This is a genomic window from Bacillus sp. 7894-2, assembly GCF_002272225.1.
Lineage (GTDB): Bacteria > Bacillota > Bacilli > Bacillales > Cytobacillaceae > Cytobacillus.
The window spans coordinates 1-21,436 of sequence record NZ_NPDG01000006.1; the positions used below are offsets into that span (position 1 = coordinate 1).

Annotated in this window: 20 protein-coding genes; 16 read left to right on the forward strand and 4 right to left on the reverse strand. The window is 40.4% G+C overall.

The window, feature by feature from the left end:
• The first annotated feature begins 249 nt into the window (after positions 1-249).
• From CHI10_RS01300 to CHI10_RS01335, 8 genes are all read left to right on the forward strand, one after another.
• Positions 250-1,176 (forward strand): ABC transporter permease, encoded by a 927-nt coding sequence (locus tag CHI10_RS01300; protein WP_095242475.1) that lies wholly within the window; start codon positions 250-252, stop codon positions 1,174-1,176.
• A gap of 74 nt (positions 1,177-1,250) precedes the next feature.
• A complete protein-coding gene (locus CHI10_RS01305) occupies positions 1,251-2,162 on the forward strand; it encodes an ABC transporter permease (RefSeq protein ID WP_286136754.1) in 912 nt (303 codons plus the stop codon).
• A 191-nt stretch (positions 2,163-2,353) separates the two neighbouring features.
• Complete coding sequence (locus CHI10_RS01310) at positions 2,354-3,352, forward strand: ABC transporter ATP-binding protein (protein WP_095242476.1); 999 nt, start codon at positions 2,354-2,356, stop codon at positions 3,350-3,352.
• The gene (locus CHI10_RS01315) at positions 3,352-4,335 is read left to right on the forward strand and encodes an ABC transporter ATP-binding protein (protein ID WP_095242477.1); all 984 of its coding nucleotides are present in this window, start codon (positions 3,352-3,354) and stop codon (positions 4,333-4,335) included. Before CHI10_RS01310 ends, CHI10_RS01315 begins: the two co-directional genes overlap by 1 nt.
• Positions 4,336-4,408: 73 nt before the next feature.
• Positions 4,409-6,019 (forward strand): peptide ABC transporter substrate-binding protein, encoded by a 1,611-nt coding sequence (locus tag CHI10_RS01320; protein WP_095242478.1) that lies wholly within the window; start codon positions 4,409-4,411, stop codon positions 6,017-6,019.
• Positions 6,020-6,397: 378 nt separating this feature from the next.
• The gene (locus CHI10_RS01325) at positions 6,398-7,195 is read left to right on the forward strand and encodes a M55 family metallopeptidase (protein ID WP_095242479.1); all 798 of its coding nucleotides are present in this window, start codon (positions 6,398-6,400) and stop codon (positions 7,193-7,195) included.
• A gap of 93 nt (positions 7,196-7,288) precedes the next feature.
• A complete protein-coding gene (locus CHI10_RS01330) occupies positions 7,289-7,996 on the forward strand; it encodes a gamma-glutamyl-gamma-aminobutyrate hydrolase family protein (protein WP_095242480.1) in 708 nt (235 codons plus the stop codon).
• A gap of 109 nt (positions 7,997-8,105) precedes the next feature.
• Positions 8,106-8,447, forward strand: coding sequence for a hypothetical protein (locus CHI10_RS01335; protein WP_095242481.1), 342 nt, complete (start codon positions 8,106-8,108; stop codon positions 8,445-8,447).
• Positions 8,448-8,914: 467 nt separating this feature from the next.
• Here the strand turns inward: CHI10_RS01335 and CHI10_RS01340 are convergent, their stop codons facing one another.
• Positions 8,915-9,313 (reverse strand): nuclear transport factor 2 family protein, encoded by a 399-nt coding sequence (locus tag CHI10_RS01340; RefSeq protein WP_095242482.1) that lies wholly within the window; start codon positions 9,311-9,313, stop codon positions 8,915-8,917.
• A 176-nt stretch (positions 9,314-9,489) separates the two neighbouring features.
• Between CHI10_RS01340 and CHI10_RS01345 the strand changes: the two genes are divergently transcribed.
• Both CHI10_RS01345 and CHI10_RS01350 read left to right on the forward strand, forming a co-directional pair.
• Entirely contained in the window at positions 9,490-9,942 is a 453-nt protein-coding gene (locus CHI10_RS01345) for an SRPBCC family protein (protein WP_095242483.1), read from the forward strand.
• Between the two features lie 22 nt (positions 9,943-9,964).
• A complete protein-coding gene (locus CHI10_RS01350; protein WP_095242484.1) occupies positions 9,965-10,615 on the forward strand; it encodes a YdeI/OmpD-associated family protein in 651 nt (216 codons plus the stop codon).
• Positions 10,616-10,665: 50 nt separating this feature from the next.
• Here CHI10_RS01350 and CHI10_RS01355 read toward each other — a convergent pair whose 3' ends face one another.
• Complete coding sequence (locus CHI10_RS01355; RefSeq protein WP_095242485.1) at positions 10,666-10,998, reverse strand: hypothetical protein; 333 nt, start codon at positions 10,996-10,998, stop codon at positions 10,666-10,668.
• Positions 10,999-11,136: 138 nt separating this feature from the next.
• Positions 11,137-13,047 carry a CoA-disulfide reductase gene (locus CHI10_RS01360; protein WP_179288919.1) on the reverse strand — a complete coding sequence of 637 codons (1,911 nt, stop codon included), beginning with the start codon at positions 13,045-13,047 and terminating at the stop codon, positions 11,137-11,139.
• A 410-nt stretch (positions 13,048-13,457) separates the two neighbouring features.
• Here CHI10_RS01360 and CHI10_RS01365 point away from each other — a divergent pair, with 410 nt between their 5' ends.
• The 4 genes from CHI10_RS01365 (at position 13,458) to CHI10_RS01385 (ending at position 17,950) form a co-directional block, all read left to right on the forward strand.
• Entirely contained in the window at positions 13,458-15,125 is a 1,668-nt protein-coding gene (locus tag CHI10_RS01365; RefSeq protein ID WP_095242487.1) for a M4 family metallopeptidase, read from the forward strand.
• 313 nt (positions 15,126-15,438) lie between these two features.
• Positions 15,439-16,935, forward strand: coding sequence for a DUF1538 domain-containing protein (locus tag CHI10_RS01375; RefSeq protein WP_095242489.1), 1,497 nt, complete (start codon positions 15,439-15,441; stop codon positions 16,933-16,935).
• A complete protein-coding gene (locus tag CHI10_RS01380; RefSeq protein ID WP_095242490.1) occupies positions 16,919-17,587 on the forward strand; it encodes a P-II family nitrogen regulator in 669 nt (222 codons plus the stop codon). Before CHI10_RS01375 ends, CHI10_RS01380 begins: the two co-directional genes overlap by 17 nt.
• A 57-nt stretch (positions 17,588-17,644) precedes the next feature.
• Positions 17,645-17,950 carry a hypothetical protein gene (locus CHI10_RS01385; RefSeq protein ID WP_095242491.1) on the forward strand — a complete coding sequence of 102 codons (306 nt, stop codon included), beginning with the start codon at positions 17,645-17,647 and terminating at the stop codon, positions 17,948-17,950.
• 112 nt (positions 17,951-18,062) lie between these two features.
• Here the strand turns inward: CHI10_RS01385 and sstT are convergent, their stop codons facing one another.
• Positions 18,063-19,295, reverse strand: coding sequence for a serine/threonine transporter SstT (gene sstT, locus CHI10_RS01390; protein ID WP_095242492.1), 1,233 nt, complete (start codon positions 19,293-19,295; stop codon positions 18,063-18,065).
• Between the two features lie 294 nt (positions 19,296-19,589).
• Between sstT and CHI10_RS01395 the strand changes: the two genes are divergently transcribed.
• Together CHI10_RS01395 and CHI10_RS01400 are read left to right on the forward strand one after the other, a co-directional pair.
• Positions 19,590-20,444: a GRP family sugar transporter gene (locus CHI10_RS01395; RefSeq protein ID WP_095242493.1), complete on the forward strand. Its 855-nt coding sequence runs from the start codon at positions 19,590-19,592 to the stop codon at positions 20,442-20,444.
• A gap of 18 nt (positions 20,445-20,462) precedes the next feature.
• Positions 20,463-21,248 carry a glucose-1-dehydrogenase gene (locus CHI10_RS01400; RefSeq protein WP_095242494.1) on the forward strand — a complete coding sequence of 262 codons (786 nt, stop codon included), beginning with the start codon at positions 20,463-20,465 and terminating at the stop codon, positions 21,246-21,248.
• Positions 21,249-21,436 lie beyond the last annotated feature (188 nt).

Below are 21,436 nucleotides of genomic sequence, written 5' to 3' on the forward strand. Positions count from 1 at the left end.
TATAAACGTGCCTGTCACCTCATTTTCTTTTTAGAAGATGAGGTGACAGGCCCTTTTTTTTGCCAAACAATGACCGAACTCCTTTTCCGTAAACAATTATTGAATACATAGTTATAGTTCTTATTGTTTATTATTTAAATATTTAGAATATTAAATTTATATTTAGAGGAACTAATTAATAATATGTTGAATAAATATCTTCATATATAAGCGCAATGTATTTGCGTAAAAAATTTAAGGAGGGATGTCATGGGGAGTTACATTTTTAAAAGGATAATCGCTGGTTTTGTCACGATGTTTTTCTTAACAACGATTACCTTCTTTTTAATGCATGCTGTTCCAGGAGGGCCTTTTAGTCCTTCAGAACAACGTAATGTTCCCAAAAGCGTTTTAGAAAAGGTTGAAGAAAAATACGGATTAAATGATCCGTTATACGTGCAGTACGGGAACTATTTAAAAAACTTAGTAAGGGGAGATTTTGGAATCTCCTTTAAGCAAGCAGATGTCAACGTTAACGATCTAATTAAACAAGGATTTCCCATCTCAGCAAAAGTAGGGATTATCGCCATTTTTGTTGCTCTCCTTATCGGTATTCCTTTAGGGATTATATCAGCTGTAAAGAGAGGGAAATGGGCAGATTGGCTATCAATGATTATTGCAACGATCGGAATTTCGATTCCCAACTTCGTTATCGCCGTACTTCTCCTTTTTCTGTTTTCAGTTGTTTTAAAGGTACTTCCTTCATTCGGATTATCCAGTTGGGAGCATTATATCTTGCCCGTAATCGGACTAGCCTTTTACCCGATTGCCTATATTGCTAGATTAATGCGGTCAAGTATGCTGGAGGTCATGCGCCAGGATTATATTCGGACGGCTAGAGCCAAGGGTGTACATGAGCTTAGTGTTATATGCAAGCATGCATTAAAGAATGCCATTATTCCAGTCGTTACCTATCTTGGTCCGCTTGTTGCCATTCTCTTAACAGGTAGCTTTGTCATCGAGAGGATATTTTCAATCCCTGGAATTGGCAGGGATTTTGTAACAGGTATAAGCGACCGTGATTATTCAGTTATATTGGGAATGACTGTTTTTTTTGGAGCTTTGATCATCATTTCGAATCTCATCGTAGATATTTTCTATGCTGTGATAGATCGACGTGTAAAAATCAACGAGTAGGTGAGGAAGTGAATCAATCTATAAGGGTTGGCCAAGAAGAACGCAGGTCTGATATCGATCATCATGTTGAAGATATTCCGGATGAATTATTTGAGAAACTTGATCATTCAATAAAGCTTGAAAATGAGAAAATCTCACGTCCCAGCAAATCATATTGGGAGGATGCATGGTCTCGGTTTAGAAAAGATCCGCTTGCCATGATGGGTTTATGCATTGTTATCCTCATTACGCTGGCTGCTATTTTCGGTCCATTTTTATCTGAATATACATATGACGGCCAAAATATAGAAAACGGGAATCAAGGTCCATCGTCCGACCATTGGTTTGGTACAGATAAGTTTGGCCGGGACATTTTCGTCAGAACTTTATATGGAGCGAGAATCAGCTTAATCATTGGAATTGCAGCGGCTGCTATAAATATGGTTATTGGTGTGCTTTACGGAGGAATTTCAGGATATTTTGGCGGCAGAATAGACATGATTATGATGCGTATTGTGGACATGCTTATTGGGATACCGGATTTGTTATACATCATTTTAGTGATGATGTTCCTCGGCAACTCATTACAAAGTATTTTAATAGCTCTGTGTATTACATCCTGGATTGGGACGGCGAGAATTGTAAGGTCCCAGGTGATTACGTTAAAACACCAGGAATATGCCCTTGCTGCCCGATCAATTGGTTCATCAAAATTCAGGATATTATTTAAGCATCTTTTTCCTAATAGCATGGGGCCAATTATTGTTACAGTAACCTTTTTAGTTCCATCAGCCATTTTTTCAGAGGCCTTTCTCAGCTTCTTGGGAATAGGCATCCAGGTTCCGATTGCCAGCTGGGGTACTCTTGTCAACGATGCAATCCCAACCTTATTTACTGAACCATACCAAATGCTATTTCCAGCTTTAGCGATTAGTATAACCATGTTTTCACTCAACTTTATCGGCGATGGATTAAGAGATGCACTAGATCCGAGGCTTAAGAAATAGGCTATGTTAAAGCTAATTGTTGATATTTGTACCCTGTTGATTGGACCGGAATGAGCGAGACTCCAGCGGGAGGAGTGAGTTAAAGGGAGACCCCGCAGGCTTAGTGCTTGAAGTGGCTCCCGGACCGCCCGCGGTTCGCTGAGCTCCAGGAGCGGAGGTCAACAGAGCCAAGAATTAAAGGAGGTGCCAGTGTGAGATTACTTCAAGTGAATAATTTGAAAACTACTTTTCATATTGAGGCTGGCCATGTTCAGGCTGTCCGAGGGATCACTTTTCATATAAATAAAGGAGAATCTATTGGAATAGTAGGAGAGTCAGGGTCTGGAAAAAGTGTTTCCATGCTTTCGATCATGGGGCTTCTGCCCGACAATGCCAGTATCGAAGCGGATAGTTTGATCTTTGATGGGCTCGATTTGATGGATATAGATTATAAGAGAATGAGAAAGATGCAGGGAAACGATATCGGTATGATCTTTCAAGACCCGATGACGTCGCTAAATCCGCTTTTTACCATAGGACAGCAAATCATGGAGCCTATCCGTATCCACCAGAAGTTATCAAAAGCTGAAGCGAAGAAAAAAGCGATAGAAATTCTGAAACTGGTTGAAATACCTAGCCCTGAAAGTCGGTTGAATCAGTATCCTCATGAATTTTCAGGTGGAATGAGGCAAAGAGTTATGATAGCCATTGCCATCTCCTGCAATCCCAAGCTTTTAATTGCAGATGAGCCAACAACAGCATTAGACGTAACCATCCAGGCGCAGATACTTGACCTAATGAATGACTTGAAAAATAAACTTGATACCTCCATTGTCATGGTCACACATGATTTGGGTGTAGTCGCCAAAATGTGTACTCGAGTGATGGTTATGTATGGGGGGACGATCGTTGAGGAGGGTTCCATTAGGGAAGTTTTTTATAATCCGCAGCACCCCTATACTTGGGGACTGTTGCGCTCCATACCTAAAGTGTCTACAGGAGAGAAGAGAAAGCTGATTCCTATTCCAGGAAGTCCTCCTGATTTAATTGCCCCACCTAAAGGCTGCCCTTTTACAGCCAGGTGTGAGCATGCAATGAAAATTTGCGAGCAGCGTCCTGCTCAGCTTGTTCACTTAACTGAAACCCATCGTGCTTCATGCTGGCTCATGCATCCCAAGGCTCCGAAGGTACAAAGGGAGGTAAGCGTTTAATGGCAGTAGCTACCGAGAATTTGATTGAAGTGAGAAATCTTAGGAAGCATTTTGAAATAAAAAAGGGTTTTTTTGGAAGAAACAAGAGTGTGTTAAAAGCAGTTAATGATATTAGTTTCTCGATAAAAAAAGGACAAACCTTTGGTCTTGTTGGCGAATCAGGGTGCGGGAAAACAACTGCTGGCCGTACGCTATTAAAGCTTTATGAACCTACTTCAGGGGAGATTATCTTCGATGGTAATCAGATAGAAACTCTTAATCACAAAGAAATGCTTCATTTCCGGAAAAAGATGCAGATGATCTTTCAAGACCCTTACGCTTCTCTAGACCCAAGAATGACCATTGGAGAAATTATTGGAGATCCGCTGGATGTTCACCAAATATGCAAGGGGAAGGATCGGACAGATCGAATCAAGGAACTGATCGAATTGGTTGGTTTAAAACAAGATCACATTAATCGCTATCCACATGAGTTTTCAGGCGGGCAGCGTCAGAGAATAGGAATTGCAAGAGCGCTTGCAGTAGAGCCTGATTTTATTGTTTGTGATGAACCGATCTCGGCTCTTGATGTGTCGATTCAGGCTCAAGTAGTCAATATGCTGGAGGAGCTTCAGGGGAAATTTGGAATCACTTATTTATTCATATCCCATGACTTATCTATGGTAAGGCATTTATCTCACAAAATTGGTGTTATGTATTTGGGGTCGCTGGTGGAAGTTGCTGACGCAAATGAACTTTATACGAACATGAAACATCCATATACTCAGGCATTACTATCTGCTTCACTCATACCAGATCCTGATAAGGCACAGATTAGTGAAAGAATTCATTTGAAGGGAGATGTTCCGAACGCAATCGATCCGCCAAGCGGCTGTGCATTTCGAACACGATGCCCTTATGCCATTCAAGCATGCAGTGAAGAAAAACCGATACTTAAAGATATAGGAGGTGAGCATATGGTGGCATGTCATGTAGTTGTTTAAGAAATGCGGTATTACTAGTTTGTGAGTATAAGTTTTTTATACTAAATTCATATATAAATTGAGGGGGAAGAAAATGAAAAAAAGAATTTGGCTTACGCTTATGCTTTCATTCATTATTTTAGTTATTGCCGCTTGCAGTTCAGAAAAAAGTAATAGCGAAAATACCAAAGATGAAAAAAAGATTACTTATGCGCTGCCGGATGAACCAGAAACATTGGATCCCACGCTGAACACGTATTCCCGCTCCTCCATCGTTATGCAGAACCTTTTTAGAGGTCTCTATACGATTGATGCGAGTGGCTTGCCAGTACCTGCCCTGGCAGAAGATACACAAGTTGACGAAACAGGAACGAAGTATACATTCAAGATTAATAAAGATGCAAAATGGAGCGATGGCAAGCCTGTTACTGCTCAGGACTTTGAATATTCCTGGAAAAGGGTTTTAGACCCAGAGGTAGCATCAGGTGCAGCTTTTGACTTGTATTACTTAAAAAACGGACTTGCTTATAACGAAGGGAAAGCAAAAGCAGATGAGGTAGGGGTAAAAGCGATTGATGATCAAACCCTTGAAGTCACATTAGAGAATCCTACCACCTATTTCTTGAACTTGCTATGTACAACGTCTTATTACCCAGTAAGAAAAGATGTCGTTGAAGGGAAGGAAGTTTGGACAAAATCACCAGAAACGTATTTATCAACAGGTCCATTTACTCTTTCTGAAATCAAGCCAAAAGAAAAGTATGTATTGAAGAAAAATCCAAACTACCTAAACGCAGATAAAGTGAAGATCGATACGCTTGAGATTGTATTCATTGAAGCGCCGGAAGCAGAGCTTGCAGCATATATGAATAATGAAATTGACGTATCAGACAATATTAGCCCGGAAGCGATGGCTAAATACAAGGATACTTCAGAGTATATTGCATCCCCTCGTATAGGAACCTATTATTTTGATATCAATACTACGAAAGAGCCTTTTGATGATCCACGAGTGAGAAAAGCATTTGGAATAGCGATGAATCGTGAACAAATTGTAAAAAATATTATGCTATCAACAGAGAAGCCAGCCTTCGGTTTTGTACCTTATGGAATGCCGCATGGTGTGGAAACGGATAAGGAATACCGTGATGTCGCAGGAAACATGTTTAAAGAAGATATAGAAGAAGCCAAGAAACTGCTTGCAGATGCTGGATACCCTAACGGTAAAGGAATGCCTGAAATTGATTTTCTAACAATGGCCAGCCAAACGGATAAAGATATTGCCCAGGCAATCCAAAGCATGTGGAAAGAGAATCTCGGCGTGGAAGTTAATATTAGAACACTGGAATCCAAGCTCTATTGGGATGAACTGGAAGCTGGGAACTTCAGCATTGCAAGAGATGGCTGGACAGGAGACTACTTAGACCCGATGACGAACTTAACCTTATTTGAATCGATCAATACGGCGGATGACACTCGATGGGTAAACAAAGAGTATGATGCATTAATGAAGGAGAATAGGGAGATTTTAGATCAAGGAAAGCGTATGGAAAACTATGCGCGTGCAGAACAAATCCTAATGGATGAAATGTCCGTGATCCCTCTCTATTTCTATGAAGATTCTTATCTTGTAAAACCAAAAGTAAAAGGTGTAATTAAGAATTATATAGGACATACAATCTTTGAGTATGCCAGTGTAGAATAATCATTTTTATATAAAGCTGTTTTCCTAAAGTTTGTTGTTTTTCGGGCAGCTAACTATGGTTAACTGACCTGAGTTGATTGTAGCGGAGGGCACTCGACTCCTCGAAATACATCCGCATTTTCTTCATATGGTGTTTATTCCAGGTGTTTTTCCAATGTCCTGCGGGAGGAGAGGGAAGTGGGAGGCTCTCTCCTCGGAAAGCAAGTGCACGTAGTGGAAATCAACGGGCAGAATTTATAAGAAAAACCAAATTTATGAGACAAGAGCCTAAAGTATAAAGGATCTAGGTATAACTTCGCCTAGACCTTTTTTATAAATAATAGGATATTTTACTTAAGAGAGCAGTAAATTTACTTTGATGAAAAACAGGAGGATTGTATGAAGTTATTTATAAGTGCCGATCTAGAAGGAGTAGCAGGGATTGTAAACTGGCAAGAGACGAATACAGAAAGTCCTTTCAGTAAATATTTTTGTGAACAAATGACACAGGAAGTAAATGCTGCATGTGAGGCAGCATTTGAAGCAGGTGCAAGCGACATATTTATCAAAGACGCACATGATTCTGCAAGAAATTTGAACCCGTCCAAGCTGCCAGAAAAGATAAAGATATTGAGAGGGTGGGCAACTAATCCATATGTCATGATGGCTGGTTTAGATGAAACGTATGATGGGGTCTTCTTTATTGGCTACCATTCTGCAGGAGGAACGAATGGGAATCCGCTAGCTCATACGATGAATACGAGAAATGAATCTATTAAAATTAATGGGGAAATTGCAAGTGAGTTTTTGATAAATGCGTACACTTCAGCCATGTTTAAGGTTCCAATTCTATTCATTTCTGGAGACAAAATGATCTGTCAAGAAGCGCAGAAACTAAATCCCAACATCATGATTTTGGCAGTCAGCGAGGGGATTGGAAATGCGTCCATTTCCATCCATCCGCAACTCGCGTTAAAAGAGATTAAGCAAAAGGTTCGTGAAGTTGTGGCGGATGATCTTTCGAAATATTTAATCCAACTTCCAGATGAGTTCAAAGTAGAGATCGCCTTCAGAGAGCACTTCCATGCATATCGGGGATCATTCTATCCAGGGGCCAGTCAATCAGGACCTAAAACAGTTGAATTTAGTTCCAGTGGATTTATGGATGTATTGAAATTTTTATTTTTTGTTCTATAAAAGGGAGTTTGGCAGGTGTACAGGAGATATGGGCTAAACCCCTGCTTATAATGTTCAAATCATCTCAAAATTTCAATCAATAAGAGGTGCTATATGAAACCAATTATAGGTGTTACTTCAAGTTTAGAAGCCCATCGTCTTTCAGTTTCATTGGATAATATTAATTCTTTGGTGAATGCCGGAGCTGTACCTACTGTTGTGCCGAATCTGCTGGATGAAGAAAATATTATGCAATTGGCGGAAACGCTGGATGGCCTGCTAGTTACGGGAGGAGGGGACATAGACCCAACCTTATTTGGGGAAGAGCCCCATCAAAAACTTGGGAGTATCTGTCCGGAAAGAGACATTTTTGAAATAAGCATCATTCAAAAAATGCTTGCCCTTGATAAGCCGATTTTAGCCATATGCAGAGGGTGTCAAATCCTTAGTATTGCTGCTGGAGGAGATATGTATCAGGACATCTATTCGCAGATCGGAGGAAATATATTGCAGCATTCCCAAAAAGCACCTAACTGGCACGCTTCCCATTTTGTGAATGTAAATAAAGATTCGCTGCTATACAAAATTACTCAAACGGAGAAATTTAAAGTGAACAGCTATCATCACCAGGCTGTGAGAAAAATGCCGGAAAACTTCGAGGTTTGTGCCACCTCAAGTGATGGCGTAATAGAAGCGTATGAGAGTAAGAAACACCCCTTCGTATTAGGTGTCCAATGGCATCCGGAATGTTTGGCCCAGAAAAAAGATGGCCTTTCATACGCTATTTTTGAGGCATTTGCTGAAGCTTGTAAAGATAAATAAGGATGTTTAACTTTCGGAAAAATGCGATTTGCATCCCTTTTCCAGGTGTTAAAAGATCCTCTCAAAACATACATTTTTCATATAAATGCCGTTTTGGGGTGATTGGAAAATGCCAGTTGAAATGCAGAAAGCAATTTTGCTGGCTGAAAACATAAAAGGTTTTATCTCATTTATCAATAAAAATCTTGATCATAATATTTTCTATATGGATCAGGACAAATTGCATCAAATCAAACTGATTGCAGAGGATTATAAGTTTCATATTCTGGCAGATGAGCTAATCAGAATCAATCGCTTTGTATGGGATCCAAAGTATACTCATTATTTAGTCGATCGATGCATAAAAGGGCTTCGGATTATTGATGAATTTACAGAACGGAACTATAATAGCTTATTCATGTTAACGGGAAGGCTATATACATTAAAAAATCTTAGCTTGTCATGCATTTAATCCATAAAAATGCTGCCCATTTTACCCATGGGGCAGCTTTTTTATGTTTACGAAATCATCCCACTTCGAAACATCTCCGCAAGCGCCTGTGTCCGGTATTGCGCGCCAAGTTTCTTAATACCTGATTCCGTTTATGTCAGGTTTGAAAGGGATATCTGAGAAGGTGTTTGCCGGCAGGCTAAATATTCAATTAAACGCAGATGAAAAACAAGGTCATAATCCGATAGGAAAAGAAGAAACCCTCGATTATATTAACTCAATCATAAAATAAACGGAAGTCAAAAGGGGCTTCCGTTCATATTAGCTTTTAGTGATATAACACTTTCTAGATACCTGAGCAAAATAGCATACAAACAAGTGAGTGTTTTGTTGGAGTAATAATAAGTAAAAAAAAAAGTGGGGTATATTATCTCGTATCGGTCTTAGAAAAATATAATAGTTTAATCAGCAAGCTCATTTAATTTGCGTTAAAACATCCCATTCTCATTAGGCGATTCCTCTGGTATAGGCTGTCCTACATCCCAAAGTTCAGCAATCTTGCCGTCTTGAAACCGAAAGATATGTACAACTGCTCCACCGAGGTCCTCGGGGTTTTGCTTCACATGGGAATGAACGGCAACGGTTTCATTTTCTTGGATTGCAAGTTTGACTTCAAGTATTTTGCTGGGGTTTTGCCCTGCATTCTCTTCCATCGCGAGCATGAGTGAATCGGCATCACCACGGAAATAGGGATTATGGTGGGAAAAATCTGGGCTGATGTAACGCTGGTAGGCTTCACGGACTTGGCCTGATGCTACGAGCTGAAGAAAAGAAACAGCTTTATCTTTCATTGATAGGTTTGACGTCGATTGTTGCTCTGTGCTCATTTGAATCATCCTCTCTTCTCATTAATGAATTTAATTGAAGTATAAGTTATAGATAAACTAATGACAATATGTTGCGATAAGGAGAATCTTGGTTAGTTAACTTATTATAATTTAGAGTGAGCACTTTATTAATTTGTGATATATTTTAGAAAAAAGTTACAAAGGAGGCAGTTAGCTTGAGTATCCATTTTGAAGTGAAAAGATCCATTCAGGTATCTGTACAAAATGCCTACAAAGCTTTAATTGATCTTGATTCGGCAAAGAACTGGATGAATGGCCTAGTTGGAATAGAGCGGGAGGATAGCGGGCCATTAAAAGTGGGGAGTGAATGGAAAGAGACAAGGAAAATGTTTGGAAAAGAAGCTGCTGAACATTTTGAAGTTGTCGAACTCGATGAGCCCAATAAAATTGTGCTGCGCTGTGATGGAACCAAAGGTACAACAGGCAAAGGAGAATTTTTATTTACATACATAATCGCTTCAGAAGGTGATGCTTCAGTAGTTACTTTACTTGGTGAGATTAAGGGACTCACAGGCTTTTCAAAATTGTTTGGAAAGATGATGGCTGGAGCCTTTAAGAAAGCCTGTGCAAAAGATTTGGATACTTTAATAAACTATTTAGAAAAGTGAAAGTATTAAGGAGCAGAATGTTATGTCAATCATTGATAAATTAAAGCTTAACAAATATAATAATTTGGCTGTTCTTAACCAGCCAAGTGACTATGCTGTATTTAATGAATGCAAAACTACTTTATCAGGTGAACATGATGCAATCTTCATCTTTGTAGAAACAATTGATGAAATGGTGATTTATACACGAAAAATAATTAATGAAGAACACCTGCTTGAAAAAGGATATTTATTTTTCGCTTATCCTAAAAAAGGGAATAAACGGTATGATACATACGTTCATAGGGATGATATTTTTCCGGCAATGAAAGTGGGAGAAGATGGGTATGTGGAAAATAGCGAAGTGAAATTCTCGAGAATGGTAAGTATGGATGATGTCTTTACGGTTGTTGGGTTGAAGCGCGAAAAGAAAAAAGAGAAAAAGTCATCGGCTCCTAGTCAATGTGTGGCTGATTATCAGGACAATGTAAAAGATGTTGAAAAACTATTAGCGGATTATCCAGGTGAATTGAAATTTTATCAGGATTTGACACCGGGTTACCAAAAAGATTGGGCTCGCTACATCTTTTCAGTTAAGCAGCAGAAAACCCGTGAGAAACGAGAATCGCAAATGGTCGATATTTTATCACAAGGTTATAAATCTGTTGATTTGTTTAGACAAAAGAAGAAGTAAAAAAGGTTCCTGCCCCAGGTTACTTTCATAATTAGGGGCAGGAACCTTTTTTAGAAACTAAGTGTATTTAACTCATCAAGAAATGCATCTAATTCATCTTCAGATAAAAACTTATAAGCATATCCATAGGAAATTGGTTCATTTCCTGTATGTTCCCGTTTAGGGAATTCCCGCAGGACTGTACTATGACGCATTCCAGTGGATTTTTCCTCCAGTTTCTTATTGCCTTCAACGGTTTTTGGATTTAAAACAATCGTAATTTCTTTATTTGGAAGCAGATAAATGACTTCGCCGTTTCCAACATGTTTAAATTCAACACCCTTAGATGTTTCCTTCATCGTTTTGAATTTGTTTAACCCAAATGTATTATGTATGTTTCCCAAGGGATCATTCACCTCCATTTAATAATGCCATCTCATATTATAAGCCAATATGTCTATTCTGTACTATAGAAACCTAAGCATTAGAAAAAGGAGGTTGATATTCCTCCTTTTTCTCAAGCATCATATCCTGAAAAACACTTACCCTTTTTGGATAGTAGTTTGATATTGTTTGCTGCTGCCCTCAGTCTGAACCAGCATATGCCCATTTTTTTCACACCATGAAGCAATATCTTTCGCAAAATTGCAATCAGTGGTGGTGATCTGAAGATATTCACCTGGCTGAAGGATCTTTATATTTTTATGAACCTCCATAATAGGTCCTGGACAGGTTAACCCGGATGCATCAATGGAGATGGTCGGATGAATGCGCTCCTTTTGATCTGGATTGATGCCTCTCCTTTTCTGGTGATGAACAGCTGAATATGTTTTCCAGCCCCCATCCAGGTTTTTCACATCATAGCCATTCTCTTTGAGAATACGGGAAGCTAAATAGCCCCTTAACCCAACCTGACATGAAACATAAACCGGTTTGTCCTTAGGGATTTCATTCAGGCGATCCCGTATTTCACTCAGCGGAATGTTAATAGAACCTTCAATATAGCCCATTTCCCTTTCGATTGAGTCCCGGACGTCGATCAGGAGACCACCATTTTCAACGATTTCATCGATTTCATTCCACTGGACGGTAACCGTGTCGCCATTAATAATGTTTTCCGCCACATATCCTGCCATATTGACTGGATCCTTTGCAGATGAAAATGGCGGAGCATAGGAAAGCTCAATTTCAGTCATATCAAACACAGTCAAATTGCCTTTAATGGCAGTGGAAATTACATCTATTCGTTTGTCTGCTCCATCTTCTCCAACTGCCTGTGCACCATAGATCTTTCCTGTATCGGGACTAAAGAGCAGCTTTAAACTGATTGGAGCTGCTCCAGGATAATACCCTGCATGTGAGCTTGGATGAATATGCACAGCCTGATAGATAATGCCCAGCTGTGACAGCTGTTTTTCATTGATGCCTGTGGATGCGACGTTTAAATCAAATACTTTGGCAATGGATGTACCGAGCGTTCCTTTATATTTTTCCTGCTTCCCGTAAATATTATTGGCTGCAATTCTTCCCTGGCGGTTAGCCGGGCCTGCTAAAGGAATCATGGCTGCATTTCCATTGATAAAATCCCTCACTTCAATGGCATCGCCAATGGCATAAATATCTGGATCTTCCGTTTGCAGGTACTCGTTTACAAGAATTCCCCCGCGCTGTCCTACATCCAGCCCTGCCAAGAGGGCCAGCTTATTTTCAGGTTTTACCCCTATGGATACAATCGTCATGTCCGTGCAAAGCTCTGTCCCGCTTCCCAGTTCAATGGTTTTCCCATTCTCCTTAAACGCCTTGACTCCATCCTCTAATATCAAATCGACGCCTTTGTCAATGAGGTGGGAATGAACAATAGAGGCCATTTCATAATCGATAGGGGCCATCACCTGCTTGCCTAATTCCACCACCGTTACGTGAATCCCGAGCTCTGCCAAATTCTCTGCCATTTCAAGCCCGATAAATCCTCCTCCAATCACAACAGCCCTTTCCGGATGCCGCTCGTCAACAAATGCCTTTATTTTATCTGTGTCCGGAATATTCCTGAGTGTGAAAACATTTTGCGCATCTGATAGTCCTTCAATAGGCGGCACGATTGGTTTTGCTCCCGGTGATAAAAGTAGTGTGTCGTATGATTCCTCATATATTTCACCGGTTCGGAAGTTTTTGACTTCCACTGTTTTTTGTTCACGGCTAATTCCGATAACTTCCGAAAGATTGCGGATATCCAGATTGAATTTTTTGCTCATACCTTCTGGCGTTTGCACTAGAAGCTTATTTCGGTCCTTAATGGTTTCTCCGATATAATAGGGAAGACCGCAATTGGCGAACGAGATATGTTCACCACGTTCAAACATGACGATCGTTGACTTTTCATCTAATCTTCTTAATCGTGCAGCAGCAGTAGCACCGCCGGCAACTCCGCCTACAATGACAATTTTTTTTGACATAATAAATTCCTCCTGACTATTTTTAAAATATGCTTAAACTGGTTTATTCCGTTTAAATCGCGTAAGTATTCACTCCTTCACAAGTGCAGTCAGCCCCTTTAATGCTGTTGTTTTAAAGTATGTTGTTTATATTTATATACTATATGGGGTATATGAAATTGTGCAATAAAATCCTTGTTTATTGTTGTGTGACAATATTGTGGCGTACACAGAATAGACAAAAAAGCAAAACTATAAAATGATAGATTCGGCCTGTATATTTATTATAATTTAGTATAAGGAAAGGCGTTTGGTATTTTTTTACTATTGATTCGACATTTTATTCAATATAAAAATAATTCGTATTATTCATTCAAACACCAGTCTCCTATTCTATAATTTAGAGTATCTAAATAATAGGAGGTCAAAATATGAAAATAAAGCTGCTTGCACCTGTATTGCTGTCATCTGCGTTACTTGCAGGTTCCATTCCTGTAAATGTTCTTGCTCAGCCGGCAGATTCTGCGAAAATTCAGCCTGTACATGCTTCCAAGGAGTGGAATGAGAAATCAAGTGTTCCATTATTTGTAAAAGAGAGATTTGCAGAGAAATTTTCTTCCAGCACTCCGGCAAATGCATTAAATTATTTAAAGAAGCATCAGGATCTAACAGGTATTAAAAGTCCCGATAAAAACCTGAAAGTGAAAAATATTCAAAAAGATGAGCTTGGAATGACCCACGTCAGGTTTAGTCAGGCAGTCAATGGTGTGACAGTGGAAGGATCCGAAGTAATTGTCCATTATAATGAAAATAATGAAGTAATATCCGTGAATGGAAGAGTAAATCAGGCAATTGCCGATGAAGCAGTGGACACGGCGGTGTCATTAAAACATGATGCTGCAGTAAAAACAGCTCTAACCGCTGTCGGTGCTCCAAAAGATCTTACATATGAGCCAACTTCTGAACTTGTTATCTACCCGTTTGAAGGGAAAAATCATACAGCCTATAAAGTAAATGTAAACTTTATGGGAGGTGAACCTGGAAACTGGTTTGTGTTTGTAGACGCCAAATCGGGTGAAGTCATTGATCAATACAATGGAATCCTGCATGTTGAAGAAAATAAAACCCAGAAAGGATTCGGAAAAGGCGTAAATGGAGATCATAGGGAGCTTCATATTACCCGAACGAAAGTAGGGGCCTCCGGGACAAAGTTTGGCTTAGCAGATTACTCTCATGAGAACTTGGATGGTATTTTTACTTTTGATTCTAAAAATGATTGGGATTCAAATAATGATGCCCTGTATGTCGGTAATTCGGCTGCATTTATAGGGGATTATGACCGTGCTGCAGTAGATGCGCATTATAATTCTGAGAGAGTATATGAGTATTTCCTTAATGAGCATGACCGCAATTCTCTCGACGGGGAAGGAATGGCAATCAATTCATATGTTCACATGGGTACAGATTATAACAATGCATTCTGGAACGGCCGTTATATGGCTTATGGTGATGGGGATGGCGAGTTTTTCATTTCATTATCGGCTGGACTTGATGTTGCTGCCCATGAAATGACCCATGGTGTAATCTCTCATACTGCCAACCTTGCATACCGGAATCAATCCGGAGCTTTGAACGAATCCTTCGCTGATGTTTTTGGAGTGCTGGTTGACGATGAAGACTGGGAAATGGGCGAGGACATTATGGCACCAGCTGCAAAAGCTGATGGTGTTACGAGATTGCGCAGCTTAAGCGACCCAAACAGTGTTGTCGTAAGTAATCCGCAAAGAGCAGCATATGGCAGCGGTGTCTATCCGGCTCATATGGATGAATTTTACGACATGCCTCTAAATGTCGATAATGGAGGTGTTCATGTGAACTCCTCTATTACCAACCATGCAGCCTACCTGATCGGGCAGGAAATTGGCAGGGAGAAGCTTGGGAAAATTTATTATCGTGCTTTAACTGTTTATTTGACCTCTAATTCTGATTTCAGTGATGCACGCCAGGCGATTATTCAGTCTGCCATTGACCTATACGGGGAAGGAAGCCCAGAAGAAACGGCAACTGCTGCTGGATTTGATGCAGTTGGAATTTATTAGACTGATAGATTAATAAAAAGAAATAGCACCTGACCCTAAGTAAATGTTCAAGGGGGGAAGGTGCTTTTTTTCGATTGAGGACAATAAACTAATGAAATTTTTGAAAAATCATAAAAATATCTTTCTTCTATATTCATTCATATGTCATACTATAGATAAAGAACATATTATTTTTTTAGGTGGAGTCTGTCACGAAGGGGCTATTATACCCTTTTGCGGGAGGCTTTTTTATTTGCATAAGCGAGCAAAAAAAAAGAAGAAGGTGCTGTCTATGAATGGTATCAAATTTTAATCAGAAAGGAATGACTTATATTTGGCTGTACTATTGCCTAAAATTAAAGAAGTTTTGTTTGCAGTTCTCCCCATTACCGCTCTCGTAATCATATTAAATTTCACTATTACTCAATTAGACTCTTTCCTGATCATACGTTTTGTGATTGGGGCCATTTTAATCATTATTGGATTATCTGTTTTCCTGCTTGGCGTGGATATTGGAATTACCCCCATTGGACAGATGATGGGTGCTGGAATGGCAAAAACAAATAAAATTTGGATTGTTATTGCTGCTGGCCTCGTTCTTGGCTTTATTATCTCAATAGCCGAACCGGATCTGCACATTCTTGCAGGGCAAATTGAACTGGTCACATCAGGCCTAATTTCAAAGGGCTATATTGTAGTAATCGTCTCTATCGGGATTGCTGCTTTGCTTTCCGCCGGCCTGGTAAGAATTGTGTATAACCTTCCATTGTATAAATTATTAACGATCCTGTATCTTATCATCTTCATTCTTGCCATTTTCACATCACCGGAGTTCCTGGCTATTTCTTTTGATGCTTCTGGGGCAACCACCGGAGCTTTGACGGTTCCGTTTATTCTGGCTTTAGCACTTGGTGTGTCCTCACTGAAAAAGGATAGCCAAGCATCTGAGCAGGATAGCTTTGGATTAGTAGCCGTTGCCTCTACAGGCGCGATTATTTCAGTCATGATCATGAGTATCTTATCGAAAGCGGATAAAATTTCCGGCAGTCTTGAACATCATGATCCTTCTGCAGATATTCTTGGACCATTTTTATATAAAACACCCATACTTGCAGGTGAAGTATTTCTGGCCCTGCTGCCGATTTTACTGATTTTTTTGCTGCTTCAGAAGCTGATTTTTAAAATCTCCAAAAAAGCAGTTCACAAAATACTGAAGGGAATTGTTTTTACTTTTTTGGGACTTGTCCTCTTTTTAGCAGGGGTTAATGCGGGTTTTATGGATGTCGGTACGGCAGTGGGACATAGCATAGCCTCTTTAGACAGTAAAGCATACATTATTATTATAGGTTTTATATTGGGCTTCGTGACCATTTTGGCAGAACCGGCTGTTCATGTGCTGACACATCAAATAGAAGATGTTACAAGCGGATATGTTAAAAGGAAGGTCGTCATGATATCTCTTTCAATAGGTGTTGGCGCTGCTGTTGGTTTATCCGTGTTAAGAATCATTATTCCTGAGCTGCAGCTATGGCACTATCTTTTACCGGGCTACGCCATTGCCATTGCGATGACCTACTTTGTTCCAAAGCTATTTGTTGGGATTGCCTTTGATTCAGGCGGGGTGGCATCTGGCCCGATGACAGCTACTTTTATCTTAGCATTTATGCAGGGCGCTGCAGAATCAATAGAAGGGGCCAATGTATTAATAGATGGATTTGGCATGATCGCAATGGTTGCACTGACTCCGCTGATTGCCCTGCAGGTATTAGGCTTTATCTTTAAACTAAAATCAAAAAAAGGAGGCTTTGAAAAGGATGCACAGTCACTCTGATTTTGCCGGATTTGAATTAGTCTATGTGATTGTTGACTTTGGATCAGGAAGTAAAGTCCTGCAAACTGCCAAGGCAAATGGTATTTCAGGAGGAACCGTTCTCCTGGGAAAAGGGACTATCCAAAACCGCCTCCTGGAATTCTTATCCTTGACTGATGTGAAAAAGGAAATTGTCCTGATGGTGGCGGATAAGCACACAGCGGATTATGCTCTCCAGCAGCTTGACAGGAAATTCAAATTCAGCAAACCAAACCACGGTATTGCTTTTGCCATTTCTGTTTGTAATGTAATCGGAGCAAGCCGCTGCAGAAGCGGAAATAGTGAGCAGGGAAGAGGTGCAGAAAAAATGATGTATCATGCCATTACGGTGGTTGTAGAAAAAGGAAGTGCAGAGCATGTAATTGATGCGGCAGCCGAAGCAGGCTCTAAAGGTGGTACGGTCATTAATGCGAGAGGATCGGGTATTCATGAAACCAGCAAGCTATTTTCAATGGCCATTGAACCAGAGAAGGAAATCGTGCTGATTCTGTCAGAGGAAGAAAGTACAGAAAAAATTGTTGCCTCGATAAGAAAAAAACTTAAAATTGATGAGCCGGGCAATGGGATCATATTTGTGCAGGAAGTCAGCAAAACATACGGTATATACAAGTGAATGGCAGCCCAATTTGATGGATGAAACAGAAGTGAATGGAAAAGGGGGCAGCAAAATTTGAATATCTTTTTTGCAGTCACAGTTTTAATCTACACCATGCTTCTTATTTTCACGTATGGCTTTGCCATTTTAACCAATTTCCAGGAAGATAAAGGGGAGGAAATCTTTAATAGGGCTTTTAATAACGCCTATGTGATTCTTCTCTTTGGTCTTCTCATTATTTACACCCTTATCCAGCATCCGCATGTACCCATGGATTCAGATAAAACCTCTTATCTCTTGCTTGTAAGTAAATTTATCTCTCTTCTTACGCTAGGAGGCAGCCTTTTTATATTTAGCAGGAAAAATGCTGTCATTAAGTGATTGTGAGAGGCAGGTGGTTGGATTTCAGCAAAATTACATAAAAAAAGACTTCTCAGTCAAAAGGTTTTAAAAAAGGAGCCGCCCCGCAGGGGCTGGCTCCTTCATTTCGTTATTAGGCACTCATCTTAACAACTTTTCCTTCCTTGCGCTCCTTCGCATATTCAGCCGTAGCAGTAAATAGAACATCTGAGGAAGAGTTAAGGGCTGTCTCACATGAATCCTGTAATACGCCAATAATGAATCCTACTCCGACAACCTGCATCGCTATGTCATCCGGAATTCCGAATAAGCTGGCTGCTAAAGGAATGAGGAGAAGGGATCCGCCTGCAACACCTGAAGCACCTGCCGCAGAAACAGCAGCTAACACGCTAAGGATTAGAGCTGTTCCAAAATCCACTTGAATACCTAATGTGTGAACCGCTGAAAGAGTCAGAACAGAAATTGTAACAGCTGCACCAGCCATATTAACCGTTGCGCCTAATGGGATGGATACGGAATACGTATCTTCATCCAGCCCAAGTTTTTCGCATAAGCTCATATTTACAGGAATATTTGCTGCTGAGCTGCGTGTGAAGAACGCTGTAATTCCGCTTTCTCGTAAGCATCTAAAAACAAGCGGATATGGATTTCTGCGAATATTTAAAAATACGATAATCGGATTCACAACCAGAGCGATAAAGAACATGCAGCCCAGGAGGATGAACAGTAACTTGCCGTAATCCATCAGTGCAGAAAGACCATTGCTGACAATCGCATCAAACACAAGACCCATAATTCCAAATGGGGCGAAGCTAATTACCCATTTTACCAGAGTCGAGATGGCATCCGAGAAATTTGCGAGCATGTTTTTTGTAGTGTCAGCTGCTTTTCTTAAGGCAATGCCAAGAAGGATTGCCCAAGTCAGAATGCCAATATAATTGCCGTTGATCAGTGCATTGACCGGGTTGTCCACAACATTAGTCAGCAGGGTTGTAAGAACTTCTGCTATCCCTCCTGGAGGTGTCACATCCTCAGCTCCCGGAGCAAGTGAAAGGGTAACAGGAAAAATAAAGCTTGCTACAACGGCGACAAGTCCGGCTAAAAAGGTGCTTACACCATAAAGAGCTATAATGGACTTCATATTTGTCTGCTGTCCGCTTCTATGTCTGGAAATGGCATGCATGACCAGGAAAAAAACCAGTACCGGTGCAACTGCTTTTAATGCACCTACAAATAAAGTACCGAAGATAGAGACCCATCCCGCTGCTTTCGGAATAGTCAAAGCGAGAGTGATACCTGCGATGATGCCCAGCACAATTCTTTTTACCAGGCTTATTTGGTTCCACTTGCTGATTGCGTTTTTCATTTGATTCCCTCCGAATTGATTATTATATAAAAGAGAATAATGGCTTATCACTGTTATCCGACAGTGATATTTGTTAGTTTAACACAAATATTATAAATTGTGCGATAAATTATTATATTGAAATACCTGTTAATCGACTATTAAATAGATAGGTTGCTGTTAATTATGGTTTTAGTGGTTTAAATATGAGGAATGATAATAAATAATTCAATACTTTTTTGGCTTGTGGAATAAGAGTCCTTATATAACTGCAATCTAAAAATATACATAAAATCGAAAGATGAGGTACACACCATGACAGGAATTCTCTTAGCCCTCATTGCAGCCGTTTCATGGGGCAGTATTGTATTTGTCAGCAACAAGCTTGGCGGGGATGAGGACAGCCAAACGCTTGGCACAACAATAGGAGCGCTATTATTTGCCATCGCTGTCTATCTTTTTAAGAGACCGGATCTGCCCAATATCGTTTGGGCAGTCGGCTTTATTTCCGGTTTGTTCTGGTCGATTGGGCAGAAAAATCAGTTTGGGGCAGTCCGCTATTTGGGGGTTGCCAAGACAGCTCCAATGTCCACAGGTCTGCAGCTTATTGGAACAACTTTTTTTGGAGTATTCATTTTTAAAGAATGGGAAACAAGGATGAGTATTATCATCGGAGTCACCTCTCTGGTCTGCATTATTGTAGGTGCTGTTCTGACTTCCTTGAAACAGGGGGATGACAATGAACAGGGAAAAAGTCTCAAGAAAGGCCTGCTTGTACTCCTATTATCGACCGCAGGCTTTGTCGGGTATGTCGTACTAATCCGCTGGTTTGAAATTGACGGCTGGTCTGCCATACTGCCGCAGGCAATTGGAATGGTAACAGGAGCATTCCTCATAACCCTTCGCCGCAAGCCATATAACAAATATGCAATCCGTAATATTATTACTGGGCTGATTTGGAGCACCGGGAATCTGGGATTGCTGCTTTCCCTTCCGAAGATCGGAGTGGCCACCAGCTTTTCACTTTCTCAGACTGGAATTGTCATATCGACCATTGGCGGGCTATTCTTTTTAAATGAGCGGAAAAGCAAAAAACAGGTGTTTATGGTACTCCTTGGCTGTTTGTTTATTATCGCTGGTGGAGTATTGCTCGGCTTTACGAAAAAATAAAAAAAAGGGGCGGTTCTTATGTATCCAAGTCTTGAAGGAAAAGTTGTCGTTATTACCGGCGCAGCGAGCGGGCTGGGAAAGTCAATGGCAGAACGGTTCGGTGCTGAAAAAGCGAAGGTAGTCATCAATTATTTTAATGAGGAACAGGAAGTGCAGGGGATCATAGAAACGATTGAGAAAGCTGGAGGCAGTGCCTCTGCAATTCAGGGGGATGTTACAAAGGAAGAGGATGTTAAAAGAATGATCGCACATGCCATTAAAACGTTCGGTTCTCTCGACATCATGATCAATAACGCGGGAATTGAAAATGAAGTCCCATCTGAAGAACTTACCCTGGAGGATTGGAATAAAGTTATTTCGACGAATCTTACGGGACAATTTCTAGGCTGCCGTGAAGCGATTGACTACATGCTTGAAAACAAGATAAAAGGCTCGATCATAAATATGTCATCTGTTCATCAGGAAATTCCATGGCCTCATTTTGTTCATTATGCAGCAAGCAAAGGCGGAGTCAAATTGATGACCGAGACACTTGCGCTTGAATTTGCCCCGCACGGTATCCGGGTAAACTGTATTGCCCCTGGTGCTATTGATACACCCATTAATGCGGAAAAATTTGAGGACCCGGAATTGAAAAAAGGTGTCGTTGAACTCATACCCATGGGCTACATCGGCAAGCCGGAAGAAATAGCAGCCTGTGCAGTATGGCTGGCATCAACAGAAGCAAGCTATGTCACCGGAATGACCTTGTATGCTGATGGAGGCATGACACAATATCCGGGATTTCAGGCTGGCAAAGGATGAATGGAAAGCTCTTCTTATTGTGAGAAGGGCTTTTTTTAAGGCGGTGAACTGAACTCTTAATGCCCAGCGGAAAAAGACATAAAAAATCCGGCCGCTTAAGAAGGGCCGGACCTGAAGGGGTAAAGAAAAAGGGCTTTCTGATGTTTCGGTACAATTAAATTGTAATGCGTAAATGTTAACAAACTGTG

Coding starts and splice junctions, on each gene's coding strand:
- CHI10_RS01300 (WP_095242475.1), top strand. CDS start 250: ATGGGGAGTTACATTTTTAAAAGGATAATCGCTGGTTTTGTCACGATG.
- CHI10_RS01315 (WP_095242477.1), top strand. CDS start 3,352: ATGGCAGTAGCTACCGAGAATTTGATTGAAGTGAGAAATCTTAGGAAG.
- CHI10_RS01320 (WP_095242478.1), top strand. CDS start 4,409: ATGAAAAAAAGAATTTGGCTTACGCTTATGCTTTCATTCATTATTTTA.
- CHI10_RS01325 (WP_095242479.1), top strand. CDS start 6,398: ATGAAGTTATTTATAAGTGCCGATCTAGAAGGAGTAGCAGGGATTGTA.
- CHI10_RS01330 (WP_095242480.1), top strand. CDS start 7,289: ATGAAACCAATTATAGGTGTTACTTCAAGTTTAGAAGCCCATCGTCTT.
- CHI10_RS01335 (WP_095242481.1), top strand. CDS start 8,106: ATGCCAGTTGAAATGCAGAAAGCAATTTTGCTGGCTGAAAACATAAAA.
- CHI10_RS01340 (WP_095242482.1), bottom strand. CDS start 9,313: ATGAGCACAGAGCAACAATCGACGTCAAACCTATCAATGAAAGATAAA.
- CHI10_RS01350 (WP_095242484.1), top strand. CDS start 9,965: ATGTCAATCATTGATAAATTAAAGCTTAACAAATATAATAATTTGGCT.
- CHI10_RS01360 (WP_179288919.1), bottom strand. CDS start 13,047: ATGTCAAAAAAAATTGTCATTGTAGGCGGAGTTGCCGGCGGTGCTACT.
- CHI10_RS01365 (WP_095242487.1), top strand. CDS start 13,458: ATGAAAATAAAGCTGCTTGCACCTGTATTGCTGTCATCTGCGTTACTT.
- CHI10_RS01380 (WP_095242490.1), top strand. CDS start 16,919: ATGCACAGTCACTCTGATTTTGCCGGATTTGAATTAGTCTATGTGATT.
- sstT (WP_095242492.1), bottom strand. CDS start 19,295: ATGAAAAACGCAATCAGCAAGTGGAACCAAATAAGCCTGGTAAAAAGA.
- CHI10_RS01395 (WP_095242493.1), top strand. CDS start 19,590: ATGACAGGAATTCTCTTAGCCCTCATTGCAGCCGTTTCATGGGGCAGT.
- CHI10_RS01400 (WP_095242494.1), top strand. CDS start 20,463: ATGTATCCAAGTCTTGAAGGAAAAGTTGTCGTTATTACCGGCGCAGCG.